The sequence below is a fragment of the Nocardia sp. NPDC056564 genome (genome assembly GCF_042793755.1).
In the GTDB taxonomy this organism is placed as follows: Bacteria; Actinomycetota; Actinomycetes; order Mycobacteriales; family Mycobacteriaceae; genus Nocardia.
In genome coordinates, this window is record NZ_JBHTUR010000040.1 from 15969 (window position 1) to 35338 (window position 19370).

Consider the following 19370-nt stretch of genomic DNA (forward strand, 5'->3'; position numbering starts at 1 on the left):
GACCGCTCGCTACCCCATTGATGTGAATCCGATGTGGCTGTACGAAATTCGGCGCTGCGGAAGAAGCGTGCTGACGCTGCCGCCGGCCGTGGCCGCAGTGCTGAGCATCGCACTCGTCGCCCTGGGCGGTGGTCCGGCCGCGCAGGTCGCGGCGGTCGATACCGTGGCGTTGGCGGCAGGACTGACCACCGCGGCGGCGCTGGGCGGAGAGCAGATGATCGAACTGCAGCTGACGGTACGGACGCCGTACCCGCTGACTGTCGCGCGTCGCGTCGCGCTGGTGGTGGCCTCGGCGAGTTGCGCGGTGCTGCTGATCGACTTGCTCGGGTCGCCCGTGGTGCGCGACAGCGCAGGCGCTCTACTGGTGGGGAACATGGTCTTCGCGCTGGCGCTGATCAGTATCGCGACCTACGTCATCGTCGAGTTCCGTTCCACCGCAGGTGCTTCCGCGATCGTCACGACCGCATGGTTGACGAAATTGCTGGTACTGGACCAGGTTGCCCGCGCGGTGCCGGTGCAAGCCGCGATACTGCTGGCCATCTCGGCACTGTGCGCCTGGCCTGCCGCGCTGCGCGTCGCCGACAGCGAGGCACAGTTGCGCGGAGCACGCGGATGAGGGGCGTGCCCGCCGCGGCGCTCGGCGCAACCATCCGCTACGAAGCCTTGCTTGCCCTCCGGCACCGGGTGGTGTGGCTGTCGCTGATTCCGCTCTGCGCGTTGATCATGCTGCTCGGCGGCTTTCCCCGTGGGCGGAACCGGACCGACGAGATCGCTGCGATCGGTGATACCGCGCTGTTGCTCAATTTTCTCGGATCGATCGGTATCGCCGTCGCGCTGGCCGACCGGCTCGCGGGTCAGCGCAGACCGGGGTTGCGTGAATTGTTCGATGCCACGCCGGCCGGGGGACGGACCAGATCGGTCGGGATCCTGCTCGGACCATGGCTGGTCGCCTCAGTTCCTGGTGTGCTGATATTGCTGGTCATGGGCCTGTGGCTGTCAGTCACGTCGGGCGGGCCACGACCGTTCGTCGCGGCGTTGATCGGCCTGCTGACCATCGTGCTGCCAGGGTCGCTGCTGCTCACCGTGCTCACCAACGTGCTGAGTCTGCTGTTGCCCAGCGCGGTCGCCCGCGTGCTTACCGTGCCGTTCTGGTATTGGGCGACGGCGCTGACGCCACTGGTTCCGATCCCGACGGTGGCCAAGACGGTGTTGTCGCCGCTGGGCGACTATCAAGCGGCGCAATGGCTCGGTGTCGTGCTGGCACAGCCGGACGGCGGCTGGCTGCACCCGGCGGCCGGCCTCGCGCCCGCCGTCGCCGCTCTCGCGCTGACGCTCGCGACGACGTTGCTCGCCTTTCTGATCGGACACCTGATACTCGCCGAGAGTCGTTGAGCCGGAATGGAGTTCGGATGACTATTACGCTACGCAACCTGACCAAGGTCTATCGTGGGCCCGCCGTCGCCCTGAACGAGATCAACCTCACCATGACCGAAGGCATGACCGGATTGCTCGGCACGAACGGCGCGGGCAAGACCACGCTCCTGCGCATCCTGACGGGAACGATCCGGCCGACGTCCGGCACGGTGTCGGTGTGCGGGCACGACATGGCTACCACTGCGGGGCGGACCGCGGTGAAGCGGTTGCTCGGCTATCTGCCGCAAGAGCTCGCGCTCTACCCGGATCTCACTGGACGCGAGTTTCTCGACTATGTCGCGCTGCTCAAAGGCATCGACGACAAGCGGACCCGACGGTCACAGATCGACAGCCTGCTCGACCGAGTCGGATTGGAATCGGTTGGCACGCAACGGATCGGACGATACTCGGGTGGTATGAAGCGTCGGCTCGGCATCGCGCAGACCCTGCTCGGCGACCCGAAGCTGATCATCGTCGACGAACCGACGGCAGGCCTCGACCCCGAGGAACGGATCCGCTTCCGCAGCCTGCTCGGTCAACTCGGCGGCGATCGAATGGTCGTGCTGTCCACGCACATCCTCGATGATGTGGCGCACAGCTGCCCGATGGCCGCGGTGCTGACCGAAGGCAAGCTGGCCTACCACGGCACGACCGGCGGACTGGTTGCCCTGGCTCAGGGACAGACTCATCTGGTGCGCGCCGCCACCGAGCCGCTCGGCGACTTCACCGTCGTCAATGTGACCAGCACCGTCGATGGCACCGAGTATCGAATCGTCGGGCCGGTACCACCGCCCGAATCACGCCCGGTGCCACCGACGTTGGACGACGGCTACATCGCGCTACTGCGTGCCGCCAGGGCGGCAACGCGGTGATCAACTGGTCGCGCTGACCAGTTCGCGCAGGTATGTGTGCTGTTGGGGAAACCGCTCGTGCAGTATGCGGCCGATCGCTTGCGCGTGTGTCGCGGTGGCGCACCACAGCGGAAGCAGCAGCACGTACTGATCACCCATCGGCGCAAACCTCAATTCCTCTAGTAAGCAAGGCTTCTGGTGAGCGGTGAAGTATTCACGGAGGCTTGCCTCGACCGTGTCCGGGGTTACGCCGGCGGCCAGCCGGAAGCGCCCGGTATGTGCCAAAGTCGCATACCAGGAACAGATTTCGGTGAGGTATGCCGTGCGCGCCGCAGTCCGATACTCCGCCTCGGCGATGGCCTGGACAACCGCCTCGGCGACGGTCCGGCTTGCGACTCGCTGCAACACCACTGCCTGCGGTGGACGCAATCCGTTGCGCCGCGAGGCCGGATCGATCGTGAGGATCGCGGTGGGTTCGACGGCGATGTCGAAGTGGTAGCCGTGCCGCGCGGACCGAAACCACAGATCCCAGTCTTCGTAGCCGGCGTGCACGGTCGTCCACCCGCCGACCTCTGCCAGCAGCCCGCGGGCGTGGCCGACGCGAGACGGCTCGAACATAGCGTTGGTGGTCTGCAATTCGGGGTGCCAGACATGGTCGGCGAACCCGCTGCGCGCCACCTCGTTGCCGCTCTCGTCGACTCGAATGCACCCGGTGGCGGCGAAGGTCGCGCCTGTGTCGAGCAAGCCGAGCAGCGTCGCCAGATGCGTTGGCAGCCATCGGTCATCATGGTCGAGGTAGGCAACGAACGGCGCCGTAGCCACCGCGACGCCGACGTTGCGCGGGCCGCCGGGGTGGCCGAACCGCTCAACTCGTAAGAGCTTTATCCGCTGGTCTCGGTAGGCGCGGACGACCTCGTCGGTGTCGTCCGTCGAGCCGTCGGAGACCACGAGCAGTGTCCAGTCTTCGATGGTCTGGGCCAGGACGCTGTCGATCGTCGCCCGAATCGCCGTCGAACGGTTGAACGTCGGACAGACGATGTCGATGCGGGACGATCGATGAACGGACAACTGCTCTCCCAGGGTGCGGGTGGACTCCGCACCGACCCTATCCGCCCGCAGTCGCGATGACCGCTGACAGCGTCGCTCGTGAACCGAAACTTGGCAGTGTGCAACGTAATAGGTACACGAACACCGATACGCTTGGAGGAAAGATGATCTCGCAGGTCCGAGGACTATTGCTGGTCGGTGTCGCGTGCTGCGGCGCGCTGACGATCAGCGCGTGTGGCGGCGGTTCCGGGCCGAAGGATCCGGCGCATCCGAGTCCGGTGCCGCTGCCGGCGCCGACCTCGAGCAGCCAGGCGATCGGCAGCGAAAACCTCGGCTACCTCTGGCCGTTCACCGTTGATCGCGGCACCATCGAGTGCCGCGCGGGCGAGCAGGCGGTCTTCGTCGCACCCGACGGCAAGGCATATGCGCTCAACGACAGGTCCGAGCAGGCCGGCATACCGAGCATCGAACCGCTGCGAGCCAGCGGTTCCGGGGGTGACAAGATCAGCCTCGGCGCATTGCGCAGCCGGACACTTCAGTTGTGTCAGTTCGCGAGGTAGGTCCGGCGTTCGGGGTCGATATTCGCTGCGGCGCAGAGGAAATGGGCACTGCACACTTACTGCCATCTCGTTGACGTGGCGCTGGATCGGTGCCAGCGTCGCGGCATGACCCAGCATGTGACAGTGGCCCGCTCTGACCTAGCGCGACTAATCGATGCGGCAGGTGCGAGTGACACCGTCCTCTCCGCGAGCATCCAGTCGATGGGCGTCGAATCGGCCGCGCGTGCGGTTCTGTGGGAGGTCCTCGATCGTGTGGATTTGCGCGGGTGCCCGCCGGTTGAGGTGTTGTTCCGGCTCTTTCTCGGCACGGCGGATATCGAAGCGGTGGTGCGGGTAACCGACGATGGCTCGGAGATACTGTGGGCGCCGGCTTCGGGGCGCGTCGCGGCCACCGTGGAACAGTCGTTGATCGAGCTGGTGCGCAGCGTTTTCGGGCCGCGCTGCGCGGCCTCGTCCGCTACACGGGTGCTTCGCTGGGACGACGTCTCTGACCCCGAGTCGTTCGGCAGGCCGCAACCGGCGTTCGAATCCGTTCGGCGGCTGCTGGATTCGACCGACCGCGGATATCAGGCGGGATTGTCCGAGCTGTGTGTGCGGTACGGCTCGGACAAATGGGGGGTTCATCAGTATCCGCGACATTACGAGAAGCATTTCGAGGCAGTGCGAGATCGCCCCCTGACCATTCTGGAAATCGGTGTCGGTGGCTACGCCGATCCGCGGCGCGGCGGCGAGTCTTTGCGGATGTGGCGGCGGTTCTTCCCGCGCGCCGCGGTGTTCGGCATCGACATCATCGATAAGTCCGCGCTGTCCGGGCAGCGCATGACAGTCCTGCAAGCCGACCAGTCCTCGGCAGCGGACCTGGCCCACGTCGTCGAGGTGACCGGGCCGCTCGACATCATCATCGACGATGGTAGCCATGTCAGCGCCCATGTGATCGCCACGTTCAACGCGCTTTTCCCTGCACTGCGCCACGGCGGGATCTACGTGATCGAGGACCTCCAAACGTCCTACTGGCCCCATTTCGGCGGCAAGGCAGGCATTTACACGGACACGTCGACGAGTGCCGGGTTTCTGAAGGCCATGATCGATGGCCTGAACTACGAGGAAATCGATGGCAGGGAATCCGAACCCACCGACGCATGCATCACAGGGATGCACTTCTACCACAACATGGCATTCCTCGAGAAAGGCGAGAACCAGGACGGTGGTGCACCGTCCTGGCTCCGGGGGAGGTGAACTATCGACTGTTCGGGTTGTAGGGATAATCCTGAACCCAGTGAAATGTCCGTCCGAGCAAGGGAAGTGAGTCCAAGTCGAGCTGCCGCAGCGAGATTTCCACTCGGTGTCCGTCCAGCGTGCCGGACAGCGTGAGGCGGTCCGGTGCCGGTGTATCCAGCGCCAACGTGTTGATTTCCGTAGGCCGGTCGAATCTAGTCAGTTCCAATCGGTGGTTCGTGAGGTCGACGGTGGCTCGATAGAAGCCGATCGAGTCGTTCATCCGCTGAAATTTGAACTCGTCGGGATATTCGAAGAACACCCGGCGCCATCGGCGCTCGTCCGTGGTCAGCGGTGCGACTTCCTGCCCGTCCGATATCAGCCGCTCCACATTCCACACCCCGTACAGCGGTGGTTTCGGTCGGCCCTCGCCGTGCTCGCCCCACGCCGTGACGCAGTCCTGGGCGATGGGGATCGTGATCCACAGCGCGAGGAAGATCTGTGCGAACAGAGCGATCCGGTTCAGTCGACTGGCTCGGAAGAGCGGTGGCAGTGTCGAAAGTCCGACCGGCCGACGAGACAGCAGGACATCCAGCAGACGGCCGAGTTCGGGCGCGAGCAGGAATCCGCTCATCAACAGAAGGTGCAATGACATGGACTTGACCGGAACGTCATAGGTCAGGTTCAGCACGAAGACTTGGGTCAGTCCGACCGTGCCCAGGACCGCTCCGAGCGTGGTCGTCCGCGGCAACAACAGCAGTAACCCGCCGGCCGCCTCGAAACTGCCGATCAGGATCTCGTAGGCCGGCGCCGCGCCGACGGAGGACCACAGCAGTCCCATCGGTGTCAGCTCGCCGAATGGTGTCACCAGCGTGGTCAGCGGGGGTGACGGCATCTGCGTCAGCATTAATTTAGCCACGCCGTACAGCAGGAGTTGTCCCGCCAGGTTGAACCGCAGGAACAATCGGAACCAGGCAAGCAGCCTCACATAATTGCCACGACGGCGATCCAGGACGGACCAGACAAGGGTTGCCACGGCGGCAATGACGAGCAGGCAGAACAGCAGGATCCAGTCATAGGTCCGGTCACTACTCGCCGTTGCGACGTGCACCAGCGGCTCGCGCACACCGACGATGTGCGCGGCCGTCCAATCGACGATTGGTGTCATCAGCCAGCCTGCGTTCAGCCCGGCGGATGGTCTGCTCAGGAATCCGAGAAGAGGGCTGACGATCTGGGTGAATAAGCAGTACAGACCGAAGTGCACGACGCAGAAGCGGAAAATGATGCGGGTCAGCGGGTTCCATGCGCTGACCGCGGAATCTTCGCGCTGTTCCTGCTGCGGCTGTGCACGCGTGATCACCGACATTCGAAATCAATCCTTCGCTCGCCGGCGGCGCGAGCGTCACACTGCTCGTGGCTCGGCGAATTATTCAGGCATGGTCGTTGATTCGGCCCACGTGTCGAGTTCCGCGAGACGATCGGCCAAGACCATTCGGTTGTTCGCGGTGAGTTCGGTGCGGCCGAGAATCTTCTGGAAAAGGTGGCGATACAGCTCCACCGTCGCTCGGTCGTAGTCGTAGCGGAACACCGAACGGTCATCGACACCGTGCAGCGATTCTTCGATACCGCTGTCGGTGGCGAACTCCGCTAGCCGCGTCACCTGCGCTTCGGACAATCCATCCGGGAACAGGATCTGCCACCGGTGTGCTCCGGGCTCGGACATGATGGTGCTCCTGTTTCTTGTCAGTCGAAGTCGAAGAACGTGGTGTCCGCGTCGTAGCTGGCTTCGCGTGGATAGGCCAGGTCCCGTAGCCAGTCGTCGAACTGCCGGATCGACTCGCGCATCAGGTCGAAATCCTCAGCGGTCAGCGGTTCGTCGTTCAATACTGCGCGCAACGTCCGGCGGTGAGCATCGACTTCATCGCGATTCAACGCACCCGAGTACCAATATCTGGGATCCCGCCCCGCGCGGATGAAATCCGCGGAGTCGGGACCACAGATACCCTCGGCGACTGCGAAATCCGCGATCCGCTCGATCGCTTCCTTGGTCGCCCCGGGCTCGAACCGTATCTGCCATTGTCCGGTGGCGGGCGATGGGTCCGCAGTGCCGTTGTTCGGATGATCCAAGTCAGTCACCAATCCGGTTGAGGTTTTCGTCGTACGTGCCCATCCGGGTCTGCTTCGAGCCGAGCCCTTCCGGTGAACTCGCCATCTTCCAGCGCCCCCCGTTGTGGCCATCGACGTCCTGCGTAATGTACAGATTCTTCTTCGAGTGCTTGAAGATCAGGCACCCGTGGCTCTTGCCGACTTTGGCTTCAGCGTAGCCGAGGTCTTGGGCGGCGGCCCGGTCCTCGCCGTCATTGAATCGCTTGCCCGCAACGGCCTGGAATTCGAATGGCACACCTGGGGCGTCGGTTTCGACGGCGATCGGCGCGGCGAGTGCGGGGGCGTCGGAGCCGGGTGCGGCAGCCGCCTGGGTGCTGGTCAACGCGACCAGTGGCAGCGCTGCGAACAGCAGTGCGACAAAGGATTTGCGGATGGTCTTCATGGTATTTCCGATCGTCGAGGTCGCTCGGCAAAGCCGCCGAGCTGAAACGCATTGGCTAGCAGTGCTTCGGGCGCCGTCATAGCAGCCGACTGCTACGACGGCGGCCGAAAGGTCGCTACATGACGGTGACGATGGTGGCGTCCTCGTTGATCGCTACGGAGATCCCGCCCCAGGTCACCTTCCAGGTGCGGTGTTCGGGCTGCCATTGCCCCTCGTAGTGACTGAGGATGGCGTCTTCGACCTGGCTCTCGTTGATCCTCCGCTCGGCCATTCGCTGACGCGCGTGATCTGTGTACCCGGCGATGTAGTGAGGCCGTCGTCCCGCGACCTCGTCGAACCGGATATCGGTTGCCGCGGCAGCCCGGTCGGTCACGACGGATACGGGACTGATGTCCGGTGCGACGGTGGAAGTCGCGGCAGCGAAGGGCATTCCGGACAAGAGAATGGCAAACGCCGCCAGCGGCGGTGCCGCCATACGGATGATCGATCGCAAGGGTTCCCCTCCTTGATGAATTCCGGGCTCCTGCAGCCCGGTCTGTTGACGGTCAGGCAGCCGACTCGATCGCCCCCCGACGGACTTATCCTGCATCGCCGTGCGGCCGATCGCATTGGTCTGAGGCACTTTTGGCACCCGGGTGGCAGTCGGTGTGGTGGGGCTGGATGGCCTCCAACGTCTGTCGGAGGCCATCGGATAGAGCGTTAGGCAATTGCCGAAGCGGTCGAAGAATCAGCCTTGCGGACCACGGTCGGGCCGAGGGACCCAGACAAATTTGTAGTCACCCACGTGCTTGCATTCGTAGAACCCGTCTTGAATCCACACGATCTTGCCGTCTTGCCCAGGTGCGCAGTACATCTCGGCGACATCGAACGACCCGGGGACCTGCTGTGCGACGGCAATAGCCGGACCCCGCACCGGAGTGTCAGCGGATGCTTGGGCCGGCAACCCGAGCAGGCTGATCCCCGCCGAGATTCCCGCGATTGCAGCGGCAAAGCGCAGTTTTGTCATGAGTGAAATCCTCTGTGTAATGCCGACGCAGGTTTGCGTCGATCGCAAGCGAGAATAGTGCTGCGCTGCAATCGCGAAAGCAAGAAAGGACTGCCAAATGTATTGTGGCACTGCATATTACAAATATGCGACCCAGCCTCTGGCGCGCTTTGCGCGGGTTGGCGAAACGCCGATCTGCTCGGATCCATCGCAATGAGATCGCAGTACCGGAACGTTGGGCAATAGGTGCCGAACTGGTTATGGGCAGGCTGGTGCTGCGGCTGCCACATGGCTGCCAACGACGCGGCGAGGGTGTGGCATCGGCACGGATCGAGGCATCTTGCACGCGGAAAGGCGTGCTCGCTCAACGACAGAGCCGGGCAGGCAGGGTGGTGCTGCGGATATCGAGCCGGTCATCGCGCGGCGGGCGCGACCAGGTCAGTCTTGGTGCGGTGCGCAGTAAAGCATTGCGGTCGTGCGAGTTCGGCGGGTAGCGCTGCGGCGGGCGGCGTCAGTATGTGCTGTGGGCTATCTGGGTGACGGCGCGGCAGGCGGCGCGGAGTGTGTTGAGGAGCGACCTGCGGTGCTCTTTCTCGGCAACCTGGGGCGGTTCTTGTGCCGCCGGTGATTCGGGCTGCGATGTCGAACGGCGCCTTGTCGGCCATGGTTCGCCGGGGGCGCCGAGTACGTCGCGCTCGTAGGTGAGATACCAGTGTTCGTGGGTAGACATCCCGGACTCCTCGGGTCGGGGTATACACGCGGTCGGTCTCGGCGGCCGACGGTGTAGGTTTCGGCCGCGTATTTCGTACTGGACGTGCCGAATTCGAGAGTGGTCGCGAGCATGCCGGGACGCAAGTGCCGGCCGAACTTTGCGCGCGGAGCGTGCTATCCGAACAGAAAAGCGGCCCGGAACGTAGTGTTCCGAGCCGCTTGTCGTTTGTAGCGGGGACAGGATTTGAACCTGCGACCTCTGGGTTATGAGCCCAGCGAGCTACCGAGCTGCTCCACCCCGCGTCGGGTGTTCCCAACCTTACACACCGAGTGGCCGTATGCGAAAACGCCTGGTGGGGCGTGTCGTAGCGAGGGTGGGCGGCCGGCCCGCCGTGGGTCGGTCGACCTGACTGTGCTGTGTCCTGGATCACAAACACGGGCGACTAGAGATAGACATCACTCGACGTTTCCCGAATCGTGACCGAGGTTTATCGTTGCTGCTTAGTTCGTGGGCGCTTGGTCGCCGCGGTCCGGGGATGGGAATGGCCGCAGTTCGACAACTGATGCGTGGCTTTCTTATTTCAGGAGTTGCTGATGGCGTTGACTCATCGCGGACATCGGAGCGAGCGGGACGACGCGCCCGCGGTGCGGCCGGGTGATCCGGCGGCCTTCACCCATCGGCAGGTGCTGGTGATTCTGAGTGGCCTGGTCCTGGGCATGTTCATGGCGGCGCTGGATCAGACGATCACGGCGACCGCGGTCCGGACCATCGCCGACGACCTGTCCGGCTATTCGTTGCAGGCGTGGGTCACCACGGCGTATCTGATCACCGCGACCCTGACCACGCCGCTGTACGGAAAATTGTCGGATATGTACGGGCGCAGGCCATTTCTGCTCGCCGCGATCGTGATATTCGTCGGCGGATCGCTGCTGTGCACGGCGGCCCAGTCGATGTATCAGCTCGCGGTCTTCCGGGCGATTCAAGGCGTGGGGGCGGGCGGGCTGATGTCGCTGGCCTCGGCGATCCTCGGGGACATCGTGAGTCCGCGCGAGCGGGCGAAGTACCAGGGGCATTTCCTGGCGACCTGGGCGATGGCCAGCGTGATCGGACCGGTGCTCGGCGGGTTGTTCGCAAGTCAGCACGTGATTCTGGGGATCACCGGGTGGCGTTGGGTGTTCCTGATCAACGTTCCGGTCGGCTTGGTCGCGCTGGTGGTGGTGTACCGGGTGGTGCGGATGCCGCGGCGCGATCCGGCGCGGGTACCGGTCGACTGGCTCGGCACGATCGCGTTCGCCGCGGGCATCACGCCGTTGCTGATCGTGGCCGAGCAGGGGCGCGGTTGGGGGTGGACCAGCGTCGGGGCGGTGGTCTGCTATTCGATCGGCGTGGCCGGACTGATCGCGTTCGTCGGGATCGAGGCGAAGATGGGCGACGCGGCGCTGATTCCGTTGCGGCTCTTCCGGAATCGGACATTCGCGCTCGGTGTCGCGATCGCGATGGTGGTCGGGGCGTCGCTGTTCGGCGGCATCATCCTGGTACCGCAGTACCTCCAGGTCGTGCGGGGCGCGAGCCCGATCGCGGCGGGTCTGCAACTGCTGCCGATGGTCGGCGGTCTGATGGTGGGGTCGATCGTGTCGAACCGGCTCATCGCGCGGAGCGGGCGCTATCGGGCGTTCCCGATCATCGGCACCGCGACGGTCGCGGCCGGTTTGTACCTGTTCCACTATCTGACCCCGGACACGCCGCTGTGGCGGACCATGATCTTCATGGCGATCACCGGGGTGGGTCTGGGAAACCTGTTGCAGCCCATCACGTTAGCGATCCAGAATGCCGCAGCGCCCGCGGATATGGGGGTGTCCAGCGCGGCCGCCACGTTCTTCCGTCAGGTCGGCGGCACGCTGGGCGTCGCGGCGTTGCTGTCGACGCTGTTCGGGCTGTTGCCGGCCAAGGTGACCGGCGCGGTCGAGGCGGCCTCGACGCACCCGGCGTATCAGCAGGCGGTCATCGCCGGGCTGCACAGCGGCAACCCGGTCGATGTCGCCTTCGCGCAGGGGTTGGTCCACCACGACTCCGCCGCGGTGCAGAAGGTGCTCGACGACAGCTCGGTGATCCAGCAGTTGAACCCGACGCTGGCCGGACCGTTGCAGACGGGCTTCGCCGAAGCCATGTCGACGGTGTACGTCGTGGCCGCGGTGCTCGCGCTGGTCGCATTGGTGCTGGTGCTGTTCTGGAAGGAGATTCCGCTGCGGGAATCCGGCGGGATCGAAACGGGCATCGGCACGGACGGCACTGGTCCCGAATAGGGAGAATCATCGGAATGGGCAGGAATCGGACAGTTTGAATCCATGTTTCGGCTGTTAACTGCTTATTAATTGATGCCGCTTTTCGTTACGCTGTGACGCCCTTTCGGCTGTTGGCTGGGGGATGCTCGATCGCCACGCAATGCCCGTTTTGGGTAATTGGTCGGTTGGCGGAACGATGCCGATATTCGCCGATAGTCCAAGTTTGTAGGAATCCGAAGTCGAACATCCTCGCAGTTCAGAGCTTATTCTGGCGCGTATGGGCGATTCGAGTAGTTCCATCCTGAAGGATTTCCGTAAAGACGTCACTGGTTATCTGTGAAATGGATTACAGCACCTTGAACTGTATTAGCTGCGGGTTCACTGTATCTGTTACATGGTGTCGCAACATGAGATTGAAAAGTCATCGATTTGTGGCACAAACCAATCCGCCGGCTCGGGAAGTGGTCTGATCGACCGCTCCGCCGCCGGGGTTGGTGAGCGCGACAGCGTGGTCGCCGATATCGGAACACGGCAAAGAAGGTTGACCATGGTTGAACTACTCGACGCGATGGCGGTGGAGCAAATCGACACGAACTTCTTTCGTGGGAAGCTCCAGCACCGAACCGCGTTGGTCCGGACGTTCGGCGGCGAGGTGGCCGCGCGGGCGCTGGCGGCGGGTTCGTCCGGGATGCACGCCGGATTCTCGGTCCATTCGATCCACGGGTACTTCGTCCGCGCGACGACGCCGGAGATTCCGATCGACTACCTGGTGGACACCGTCAAGCTCGGCCGCTCGTTCGCGGTGCGCCGGATCCGGGCGCTGCAGCACGGCCGGGAGACCTTCCTGATGGTCGCCTCGTTCCACGTCGGCGGCCACGGCGTGCGGCACGCCGACCCGTGCCCGGAGGCCCCCGCACCCGACGACCTGACCCCGGTCGGCATGGGCGACGCGGGCAACGAATGGGACGGCTGGGATATCCGGCGGGTGCCGGACGGCGCGATCTGTGCGGCACGCCAACAGGTTTGGCTCCGCTACACCGGACAGCTGCCGGACTGCCCGGTGACGCACAGCTGCGCGCTGACCTATGCCAGCGACATGACGCTGCTGGGCGCGGCGGTGGCGGCGCACCCGGGAATCGCCATCCAGACCGCCGCGCTGGACTATTCGATCTGGTTCATGCGGCCGTTCCGGGTGGACGACTGGCTGCTCTACGACGAGATATCGCCCTCCGCGGCCGGCGGCCGGGCCTTCACCCAGGGCCGGATATTCAGTCGCAACGGCGATTTGGTGGCGATGGTCGCGCAAGAACGGATGCTGCGGCTGGCCGAGCCGGCGTTCCTGTCGGATACCGCGGACCTGCTGGATCGGGAGGCATCCTGATGGCCCCCGTGTATGTCGGCCTCACCGACAAGGCCTTCCTGCGACTGCACCACGGTTACGGCGCCCCCGTCATCAGCCAGACGGTGACGATCATGGCGAACCGGCTCACCGACGATCAGCTGAGCGAGATGTATGCCCAGCTGCGTTCCGGCCCGTTCATGCGGCGGGTACGGCGACCTCGGGTGCCGTTCGCCCGATGGCGCTGGGTACTCGCGGACACCGCGCTGCCGTTGGCCCTCGAGCGCGCCGCCATCGATGACGCCGCCGCGCTGGCCTGGGCAAACGATCAGGCACAGTACCCGCTCGACCCGGAAAACGGCTACGGCTGGCGGCTTTCGGCGGTGCCCACCCGATCCGGCGGCATGGTCTGTTCCTGCGTCGCCTCGCATGCCATCGCCGATGGCCACGCGGGCTTGATGGCGGCCATCGGGCTGGTCCAGCCCGAACTCGCCACGACAGCGGGTCTCGACGATGCCGTCCGGCTCCGCGACGAGCTGAAGGACGGCGTGAGCCGCGGCATCGCCGTGGCACGCGAGGTGGTTTCCGAGGCCCGCCGCGCCTACCGAGATCCGGCGCACCGCACAGCGATCCGCCGGGCGTTGGCGAAAGGCGATGCGGCACCGGAGTCCCCACCGCTCGGCTGGCGCGAGGGCTCGGTGCTCGCCACCTTCGACGCGGCACACTGGAAGGACCTCGCGGCCCAGCGCGGCGGTTCGCCCAACACGCTGTACCTCGCCCTGGTCGCCGATCTGCTGCGGCACTGCGGATCGATCGGCGAGACAACACCATTGGTGTTGATGACCGCCGTGCGCATCCTGCGCGAGCAAGACCAGATCGATTCGAATTCGTTCGCCCGGGTGCCCATCGTGGTGCAGCGGGAGTGGCTGGACCGGTTCGACCTCGCCCCGCTGCGCGCGGCCAGCAAGGCCGGGTTCGGCTCGGTACACGGGGTAGGCTCCGGCGGCATCTCGCGTCCGCGGAAGATGCCGCCGGAGTTGATCGACGTGCTCCCGGAGGGCGTGGTCGAACGGCTGGTCGACACCCCGCCGATCACCGTCGGAATGTGTTCCAACATGGGCGTTCTCGATCCGTTCGTGCCGACGGTGATGCGCCACGGCGCGGCGCCGACGGCCTTCGTGATGCGCGGTGTGTTCCAGGGCATCGACACCGACCAGGCGGGCAGGCAGCCGATCGCGCTGGCGACCTGGCTCTCGGAGTTCGACGGGAAGATCCAGTGGGTGCTGGAGAGCCTCAAACCCGAAATGGCGCACACCGATGAGGAACTGGGCTTCCTGGCGCGACTGATCGCCGAGTCCTGGGGATTGAACCCGTTGCGGGTCAGCACCGGCGGCGGCAGCACGAGCCAGACGGCCAAGGAGTTCTCATGACCAAGCCACTGATCAAACTGGGCACCGACTTCGTCTACGACCCGCACCCGGTGTACGACGAACTGCGCAAGCAGGGCCCGATCCATCACGTCCTGCTGCCCAACGGACTGACCTCCTGGCTGGTGGTCGACTATCAACTGGCCCGTGCGGTGCTCGCCGACGGCCGGATCAAGAAGGGCGCGGCCGCGCTGGCGCCGATCACCACCGCACTGCGCCCCGGCGACTCGTACACCACCGTGAGCACGGACCTGTGGGAGCACATGCTCAGCTCCGACCCGCCGGACCACACCCGCCTGCGCAGGCTGGTGACCAAGGCGTTCACCGCGCGCACCGTGGAGCGGCTGCATCCACGCATCGATGCGCTCGCCGATCAGCTGCTCGACGAGATGGCGGGCAAGCCCGAGGTCGACCTGATCGCCGACTACGCGCTGCCGATCCCGATGACCGTCATCTGCGAACTCTTCGGCGTGCCGGAGGCGGACCGAGCGCGGTTCCGCGAGCTGTCGACCACCATGACGGCCGCGTCCGCGGAGAACGCCGAAGATCCAGTGGCGGCGGCGAATTCGCCGTTCTACGCGACGGCGGCCGAGCGCGGTGCGGCGAGCATCGAGCTGGCCACCTATCTGATCGGGCTGGTCGCCGAGCGGGCGAAGGATCTCGGCGAGGACCTGCTGTCCCAGCTGATCATGGCCAATCACGAAGGGGACAAGCTGAGCGACCGGGAACTCATCGCGATGCTGTTCCTGATCCTGGTGGCCGGTCACGAGACGACGGTCAACCTGATCGGCAACGGGCTCTACGCGATGCTGCGCGACCGAGTGCTCTACGCCGAGCTGACCCTGACCCCGGAGCGGATTCCGGCGGCGATCGAGGAGTTCCTGCGGCACGAGGGGCCGGTCCATCTGGCCACCCTGCGCTACACCTCGGAGCCGATCACGTTGGCGGGCATCGACATTCCGGCCGAGGAGCTGGTGTCGGTGTCGCTGGCCGCGGCCGATCACGATCCGGGTCAGTTCGCGAACCCGCACGGCATCGAGATCGGTCAGGCGGGCCAGAGCAAGGGTGGGCACCTGGCCTTCGGGCACGGCATCCACTACTGCGTCGGCGCCCCGCTGGCCCGGCTGGAGGCCAAGGTCGCGTTCGAGAAGATCGTGGCTCGGTACCCGAACATGAAGATGGCCGACGAGGTGCAGTGGCGGCCGAGTACCTTCCTGCGCGGTCTGCAAACGTTGCCGACCGTGATCGATTGACCGGCCGAGGGCCCAGATCGGTTCGCGATCTGGGCCCTCGAGCTTTTACTCAGCCGAACTTGATGCCCTGTGCCAGTGGCAGTTCGGCGGAGTAGTTGATCGTGTTGGTGGCCCGGCGCATGTACGCCTTCCACGAATCCGACCCGGATTCGCGGCCGCCGCCGGTCTGCTTCTCGCCGCCGAACGCGCCGCCGATCTCGGCGCCGGAGGTGCCGATATTGACGTTGGCGATGCCGCAGTCGGACCCGTCGGCGGCCAGGAAGCGCTCCGCCTCGCGCTGATCCGAGGTGAAGACCGCGGACGAGAGTCCCTGCGGCACTTCGTTGTGCAGGGCGATCGCGGTGTCGAAGTCGTGATAGGTCAGCACGTACAGGATCGGCGCGAAGGTCTCCTCCCGCACCACCGCGGTCTGCGCGGGCATCCGTACGATCGCGGGCCGCACGTAGTACGCGTCGTCGCCGAAACCGTCGACTCGTTCACCGCCGCAGATCAATTCGCCGCCGTCGGCGAGGGCCTTGTCCAGTGCGGCGCGCATGCCCGCGTAGGCCCGGCCGTCGATCAGCGGACCGACCAGCACCCCGTCCTCGAGCGGATTGCCGACGCGCAGTTGCTGATACGCGCTCTCGATCCGTTCGACGAGTGGCCCGACCACGTCGGCGTGCACGATCAGCCGGCGCAGCGAGGTACACCGCTGCCCGGCCGTGCCCGCCGCGGCGAACACGATGCCGCGCGCGGCGAGCTCCACATCGGCTGACGGCGTGACGATCGCGCCGTTGTTGCCGCCGAGCTCCAGCAGGCAGCGGCCGAACCGCTCGGCCACCCGCGGCGCCACGATCTTGCCCATCCGCACCGAGCCGGTCGCGCTCACCAGCGCCACCCGTTCGTCGTCCACCAGCTGCGCGCCGATCTCCGCGCCGCCCTGAATCAATTGGTGCACTTCGGGATCCGCGCCGACGTCGGTCGCCGCGCGGCGCAGCAGGGAGTGGCAGGCCAGCGCGGTGAGCGGCGTGGTCTCCGACGGCTTCCAGACCACGGTGTCGCCGCAGACCAGCGCGATCGCGGTGTTCCACGCCCACACCGCCACCGGGAAGTTGAACGCCGAGATGACCCCGACGACGCCCAGCGGGTGCCAGGTCTCCATCAGCCGATGGCCGGGGCGCTCCGAGGGCATCGTCTGGCCGTAAAGCTGGCGGGACAGGCCGATCGCGAATTCGCAGACGTCGATCATCTCCTGCACCTCGCCCGCGGCCTCCGGGCCGATCTTGCCTGCCTCCAGCGTGACCAGCTCGGCGAGCTCACTCTTGTGCGTGGTGAGCAGTTCGGCCAGCCTGCGCACCACCGCGGCGCGCACCGGGGCGGGCACCGTGCGCCAGGCGCGGAATGCCGTGGCCGCGCGGTCGATCGCGGCATCGACCTCGGCCGATGTGCTGGATCGCAGGGTGGTCAGCTGGGTTCCGGTGATCGGGCTGCGGGCGGGCAGGTCGCCCGGTTCGGGGGGTTCAACGCCGAGCCCGCGCAGCACCGCCGCCGCGCGCTCCGCGAGTTCCCGGGTGGACTGGTCGCCGAGTACATCCGTCATGTGTTGCTCCGCCGTACCTTTCGGCCGCAATGCGGCATATCTGTCCCATGTCTTGGGAGGATCGGGGTGAGGTTTCTGCCACGAGGGGGTCCGCCTGGGTTAGTCTCCGCTGATGGCGGATACACCTGCACGACCTGCACTCGACGACATTGATCGCCTGCTGATTCGTGAATTGATGGCCGATGGGCGCGCCACCTTGTCGAACCTGGCCGAGAAGGCGAGCCTGTCGGTGTCCGCCGTGCAATCGCGGGTGCGCAGGCTGGAAGCGCGCGGGGTGATCCGCGGCTACACGGCGCATGTCGACCCGGAGGCACTCGGCCAGCTGTTGTCGGCATTCGTCGCGATCACTCCTCTCGACCCATCGCAGCCGGATGACGCCCCCGCAGTGTTGCAGCACATCCCCGGGATCGAGGCGTGCCACTCGGTGGCGGGCGACGAGAGCTACATGCTGCTGGTCCGCGTGGCCTCGCCGCGGCACCTCGAGCAACTTCTGCAGGAGATCAGAGCGACCGCCAACGTCAGGACTCGAAGCACCATCATCCTGCAGACATTCTATGACAGGTAGCCGTTACGTGTAATTAATCCGCTTTCCTGTACAGAAACCGTAAATTTTCGTATCCTCGATGGTGTGACCATCGAACTGGAACGCACCCGCCCGGCGGTCACCCCCGCCGCCCGGGTGCACGAGATTCTGTCGGCCAGCATCCTCGCTGATGGCTTCGATTTAGTGCTGGACCTACAGGAGTCCCGCGGCTGCACCCTCGTCGACGAACGCGACGGCAGCTCTTACCTCGACATGTTCGGCTTCTTCGCGTCCAACGCACTGGGGATGAATCACCCCGCGCTGGCCGAGGACGCCGACTTCCGCGCGGAGCTGGTGACCGCAGCCCTCAACAAGCCGAGCAACTCCGACATCTACACCGTGGAAATGGCGCGGTTCGTCGAGACGTTCGTCCGAGTGCTCGGCGATCCCCGGCTCCCGCACCTGTTCTTCATCGACGGCGGCGGGCTCGCCGTGGAGAACGCGCTGAAGATCGCGTTCGACTGGAAGAGCAGGCACAACGAAAGCAACGGCCGCGCACCGGAACTCGGCACCAAGGTGCTGCACCTGACCGGCGCGTTCCACGGCCGCACCGGCTACACCATGTCGCTGACCAACACCGACCCGGTGAAGACCGCCCGATTCCCCAAGTTCGACTGGCCGCGGATCGACGCGCCCTACCTGACCGACGCGTTCGACATCGACGAGGCCGAGGCCAGCGCGCTCGACCAGGCGCGCCGCGCGTTCGCCGAAAACCCGCACGACATCGCGTGTTTCATCGCCGAGCCGATCCAGGGCGAGGGCGGCGACCGGCACATGCGGCCGCAGTTCCTGCAGGCCATGCAGCGGCTCTGCCACGACAACGACGCGCTGTTCGTGCTCGACGAGGTGCAGACCGGCGTCGGCATGACCGGCACCACCTGGGCCTACCAGCAGCTCGGCGTGCAGCCGGACATCGTCGCGTTCGGCAAGAAGACCCAGGTCTGCGGCGTGATGGCGGGCGGGCGCGTGGACGAGGTGCCGGACAACGTGTTCGTGGTCAACTCCAGGATCAACTCGACCTGGGGCGGCAACCTGACCGACATGGTGCGGGTGCGGCGCATTCTCGAGGTGCTCGAGCAGGATTCGCTGATCGAACGGTCGCGGGCGCTCGGCGCGCATCTGCTCGATCGGCTGGAAACCTTGGCCAGGCAGCATCCGAGCATCACCGAGCCGCGGGGACGCGGGCTGATGTGCGCGGTCACCGTGTCCTCGGTGCACCTGCGCGACGAGGTGCTGACCGCGCTGCGCGAACGCGAGCATGTGCTGATCCTCGGCACGGGTGAGCGCAGCATCCGCTTCCGGCCGCCGCTGACCGTCAGCGTGGCCGAGCTGGACGCGGCGGTCGACGCGCTGGATCGGGTACTCGCCGGCCTGGAGTAGACGAGGCTTTCGCGCGGTCTGCCCGACGGAACTCCGTCGGTCGGGCCGCGCGTTTTGCGGTCCAACCCGGTTGCTTCCGGCAAATTTCCTGCCCCACGGTCGTCGATGGCGGCTACGCCGTCGACGCGAACAGCGGGTTCGTGCGGGCCTTCTGGGCTTCCGGTCGCCGGCGCGGCGATATCTACGTCGTAGATAT

19 protein-coding genes and 1 tRNA gene are annotated in these 19370 nt (G+C 65.6%); 11 read left to right on the forward strand and 9 right to left on the reverse strand.

Annotation, left to right across the window (positions count from 1 at the left end; genetic code table 11):
• Positions 1–67: 67 nt before the first annotated feature.
• The 3 genes from ACFQ9K_RS44810 to ACFQ9K_RS44820 are packed head-to-tail and all read left to right on the forward strand — an operon-like array spanning position 68 to position 2285.
• Positions 68–616 carry a hypothetical protein gene (locus ACFQ9K_RS44810; RefSeq protein ID WP_378721625.1) on the forward strand — a complete coding sequence of 183 codons (549 nt, stop codon included), beginning with the start codon at positions 68–70 and terminating at the stop codon, positions 614–616.
• The gene (locus ACFQ9K_RS44815) at positions 613–1392 is read left to right on the forward strand and encodes a hypothetical protein (protein WP_378721624.1); all 780 of its coding nucleotides are present in this window, start codon (positions 613–615) and stop codon (positions 1390–1392) included. Before ACFQ9K_RS44810 ends, ACFQ9K_RS44815 begins: the two co-directional genes overlap by 4 nt.
• Positions 1393–1409: 17 nt before the next feature.
• Positions 1410–2285, forward strand: coding sequence for an ABC transporter ATP-binding protein (locus ACFQ9K_RS44820; protein WP_378721623.1), 876 nt, complete (start codon positions 1410–1412; stop codon positions 2283–2285).
• Here ACFQ9K_RS44820 and ACFQ9K_RS44825 read toward each other — a convergent pair whose 3' ends face one another.
• Positions 2286–3332 carry a glycosyltransferase family 2 protein gene (locus ACFQ9K_RS44825; RefSeq protein ID WP_378721622.1) on the reverse strand — a complete coding sequence of 349 codons (1047 nt, stop codon included), beginning with the start codon at positions 3330–3332 and terminating at the stop codon, positions 2286–2288.
• 56 nt (positions 3333–3388) lie between these two features.
• Between ACFQ9K_RS44825 and ACFQ9K_RS44830 the strand changes: the two genes are divergently transcribed.
• Both ACFQ9K_RS44830 and ACFQ9K_RS44835 read left to right on the forward strand, forming a co-directional pair.
• On the forward strand, positions 3389–3871 hold the full coding sequence (locus ACFQ9K_RS44830; RefSeq protein WP_378721620.1) for a DUF2511 domain-containing protein: 483 nt from the start codon (positions 3389–3391) through the stop codon (positions 3869–3871).
• 105 nt (positions 3872–3976) lie between these two features.
• The gene (locus tag ACFQ9K_RS44835) at positions 3977–5107 is read left to right on the forward strand and encodes a hypothetical protein (protein WP_378721618.1); all 1131 of its coding nucleotides are present in this window, start codon (positions 3977–3979) and stop codon (positions 5105–5107) included.
• 1 nt (position 5108) lies between these two features.
• Here ACFQ9K_RS44835 and ACFQ9K_RS44840 read toward each other — a convergent pair whose 3' ends face one another.
• The 7 genes from ACFQ9K_RS44840 to ACFQ9K_RS44870 form a co-directional block, all read right to left on the reverse strand.
• Complete coding sequence (locus ACFQ9K_RS44840; protein ID WP_378721617.1) at positions 5109–6452, reverse strand: DoxX family protein; 1344 nt, start codon at positions 6450–6452, stop codon at positions 5109–5111.
• A 60-nt stretch (positions 6453–6512) separates the two neighbouring features.
• The gene (locus tag ACFQ9K_RS44845; RefSeq protein WP_378721616.1) at positions 6513–6809 is read right to left on the reverse strand and encodes a hypothetical protein; all 297 of its coding nucleotides are present in this window, start codon (positions 6807–6809) and stop codon (positions 6513–6515) included.
• A 20-nt stretch (positions 6810–6829) separates the two neighbouring features.
• Positions 6830–7222, reverse strand: coding sequence for a hypothetical protein (locus ACFQ9K_RS44850; RefSeq protein WP_378721615.1), 393 nt, complete (start codon positions 7220–7222; stop codon positions 6830–6832).
• A complete protein-coding gene (locus ACFQ9K_RS44855) occupies positions 7215–7634 on the reverse strand; it encodes a toxin C-terminal domain-containing protein (protein WP_378721614.1) in 420 nt (139 codons plus the stop codon). The genes ACFQ9K_RS44850 and ACFQ9K_RS44855 overlap by 8 nt, the downstream gene beginning before the upstream one ends.
• A gap of 115 nt (positions 7635–7749) precedes the next feature.
• Positions 7750–8127: a DUF4258 domain-containing protein gene (locus tag ACFQ9K_RS44860; RefSeq protein WP_378721613.1), complete on the reverse strand. Its 378-nt coding sequence runs from the start codon at positions 8125–8127 to the stop codon at positions 7750–7752.
• A gap of 234 nt (positions 8128–8361) precedes the next feature.
• Positions 8362–8640, reverse strand: coding sequence for a hypothetical protein (locus ACFQ9K_RS44865; RefSeq protein ID WP_150404351.1), 279 nt, complete (start codon positions 8638–8640; stop codon positions 8362–8364).
• A gap of 919 nt (positions 8641–9559) precedes the next feature.
• Positions 9560–9633, reverse strand: a tRNA-Met gene (locus ACFQ9K_RS44870).
• 291 nt (positions 9634–9924) lie between these two features.
• Between ACFQ9K_RS44870 and ACFQ9K_RS44875 the strand changes: the two genes are divergently transcribed.
• The 4 genes from ACFQ9K_RS44875 to ACFQ9K_RS44890 all read left to right on the forward strand — a co-directional run bounded on the left by ACFQ9K_RS44875 (position 9925) and on the right by ACFQ9K_RS44890 (position 15632).
• Positions 9925–11634, forward strand: coding sequence for an MDR family MFS transporter (locus ACFQ9K_RS44875; protein ID WP_378721612.1), 1710 nt, complete (start codon positions 9925–9927; stop codon positions 11632–11634).
• Between the two features lie 526 nt (positions 11635–12160).
• On the forward strand, positions 12161–12994 hold the full coding sequence (locus ACFQ9K_RS44880) for an acyl-CoA thioesterase (RefSeq protein WP_378721611.1): 834 nt from the start codon (positions 12161–12163) through the stop codon (positions 12992–12994).
• Positions 12994–14382: a hypothetical protein gene (locus tag ACFQ9K_RS44885; RefSeq protein WP_378984565.1), complete on the forward strand. Its 1389-nt coding sequence runs from the start codon at positions 12994–12996 to the stop codon at positions 14380–14382. The genes ACFQ9K_RS44880 and ACFQ9K_RS44885 overlap by 1 nt, the downstream gene beginning before the upstream one ends.
• On the forward strand, positions 14379–15632 hold the full coding sequence (locus tag ACFQ9K_RS44890; protein ID WP_378726737.1) for a cytochrome P450: 1254 nt from the start codon (positions 14379–14381) through the stop codon (positions 15630–15632). The genes ACFQ9K_RS44885 and ACFQ9K_RS44890 overlap by 4 nt, the downstream gene beginning before the upstream one ends.
• A gap of 49 nt (positions 15633–15681) precedes the next feature.
• Here ACFQ9K_RS44890 and ACFQ9K_RS44895 read toward each other — a convergent pair whose 3' ends face one another.
• Positions 15682–17211: an aldehyde dehydrogenase family protein gene (locus ACFQ9K_RS44895; protein ID WP_378726735.1), complete on the reverse strand. Its 1530-nt coding sequence runs from the start codon at positions 17209–17211 to the stop codon at positions 15682–15684.
• A 112-nt stretch (positions 17212–17323) separates the two neighbouring features.
• Between ACFQ9K_RS44895 and ACFQ9K_RS44900 the strand changes: the two genes are divergently transcribed.
• Positions 17324–17776 carry an Lrp/AsnC family transcriptional regulator gene (locus ACFQ9K_RS44900; protein ID WP_150404358.1) on the forward strand — a complete coding sequence of 151 codons (453 nt, stop codon included), beginning with the start codon at positions 17324–17326 and terminating at the stop codon, positions 17774–17776.
• 63 nt (positions 17777–17839) lie between these two features.
• On the forward strand, positions 17840–19174 hold the full coding sequence (lat, locus tag ACFQ9K_RS44905) for an L-lysine 6-transaminase (RefSeq protein WP_378726732.1): 1335 nt from the start codon (positions 17840–17842) through the stop codon (positions 19172–19174).
• Positions 19175–19370: the final 196 nt, after the last annotated feature.

Excerpts from the sequence above, each read along its gene's own strand:
- ACFQ9K_RS44815 (WP_378721624.1), top strand. The coding sequence starts at position 613 with ATGAGGGGCGTGCCCGCCGCGGCGCTCGGCGCAACCATCCGCTACGAA.
- ACFQ9K_RS44820 (WP_378721623.1), top strand. The coding sequence starts at position 1,410 with ATGACTATTACGCTACGCAACCTGACCAAGGTCTATCGTGGGCCCGCC.
- ACFQ9K_RS44830 (WP_378721620.1), top strand. The coding sequence starts at position 3,389 with ATGACCGCTGACAGCGTCGCTCGTGAACCGAAACTTGGCAGTGTGCAA.
- ACFQ9K_RS44835 (WP_378721618.1), top strand. The coding sequence starts at position 3,977 with ATGACCCAGCATGTGACAGTGGCCCGCTCTGACCTAGCGCGACTAATC.
- ACFQ9K_RS44840 (WP_378721617.1), bottom strand. The coding sequence starts at position 6,452 with ATGTCGGTGATCACGCGTGCACAGCCGCAGCAGGAACAGCGCGAAGAT.
- ACFQ9K_RS44845 (WP_378721616.1), bottom strand. The coding sequence starts at position 6,809 with ATGTCCGAGCCCGGAGCACACCGGTGGCAGATCCTGTTCCCGGATGGA.
- ACFQ9K_RS44855 (WP_378721614.1), bottom strand. The coding sequence starts at position 7,634 with ATGAAGACCATCCGCAAATCCTTTGTCGCACTGCTGTTCGCAGCGCTG.
- ACFQ9K_RS44865 (WP_150404351.1), bottom strand. The coding sequence starts at position 8,640 with ATGACAAAACTGCGCTTTGCCGCTGCAATCGCGGGAATCTCGGCGGGG.
- ACFQ9K_RS44875 (WP_378721612.1), top strand. The coding sequence starts at position 9,925 with ATGGCGTTGACTCATCGCGGACATCGGAGCGAGCGGGACGACGCGCCC.
- ACFQ9K_RS44880 (WP_378721611.1), top strand. The coding sequence starts at position 12,161 with ATGGTTGAACTACTCGACGCGATGGCGGTGGAGCAAATCGACACGAAC.
- ACFQ9K_RS44885 (WP_378984565.1), top strand. The coding sequence starts at position 12,994 with ATGGCCCCCGTGTATGTCGGCCTCACCGACAAGGCCTTCCTGCGACTG.
- ACFQ9K_RS44890 (WP_378726737.1), top strand. The coding sequence starts at position 14,379 with ATGACCAAGCCACTGATCAAACTGGGCACCGACTTCGTCTACGACCCG.
- ACFQ9K_RS44895 (WP_378726735.1), bottom strand. The coding sequence starts at position 17,211 with ATGACGGATGTACTCGGCGACCAGTCCACCCGGGAACTCGCGGAGCGC.
- ACFQ9K_RS44900 (WP_150404358.1), top strand. The coding sequence starts at position 17,324 with ATGGCGGATACACCTGCACGACCTGCACTCGACGACATTGATCGCCTG.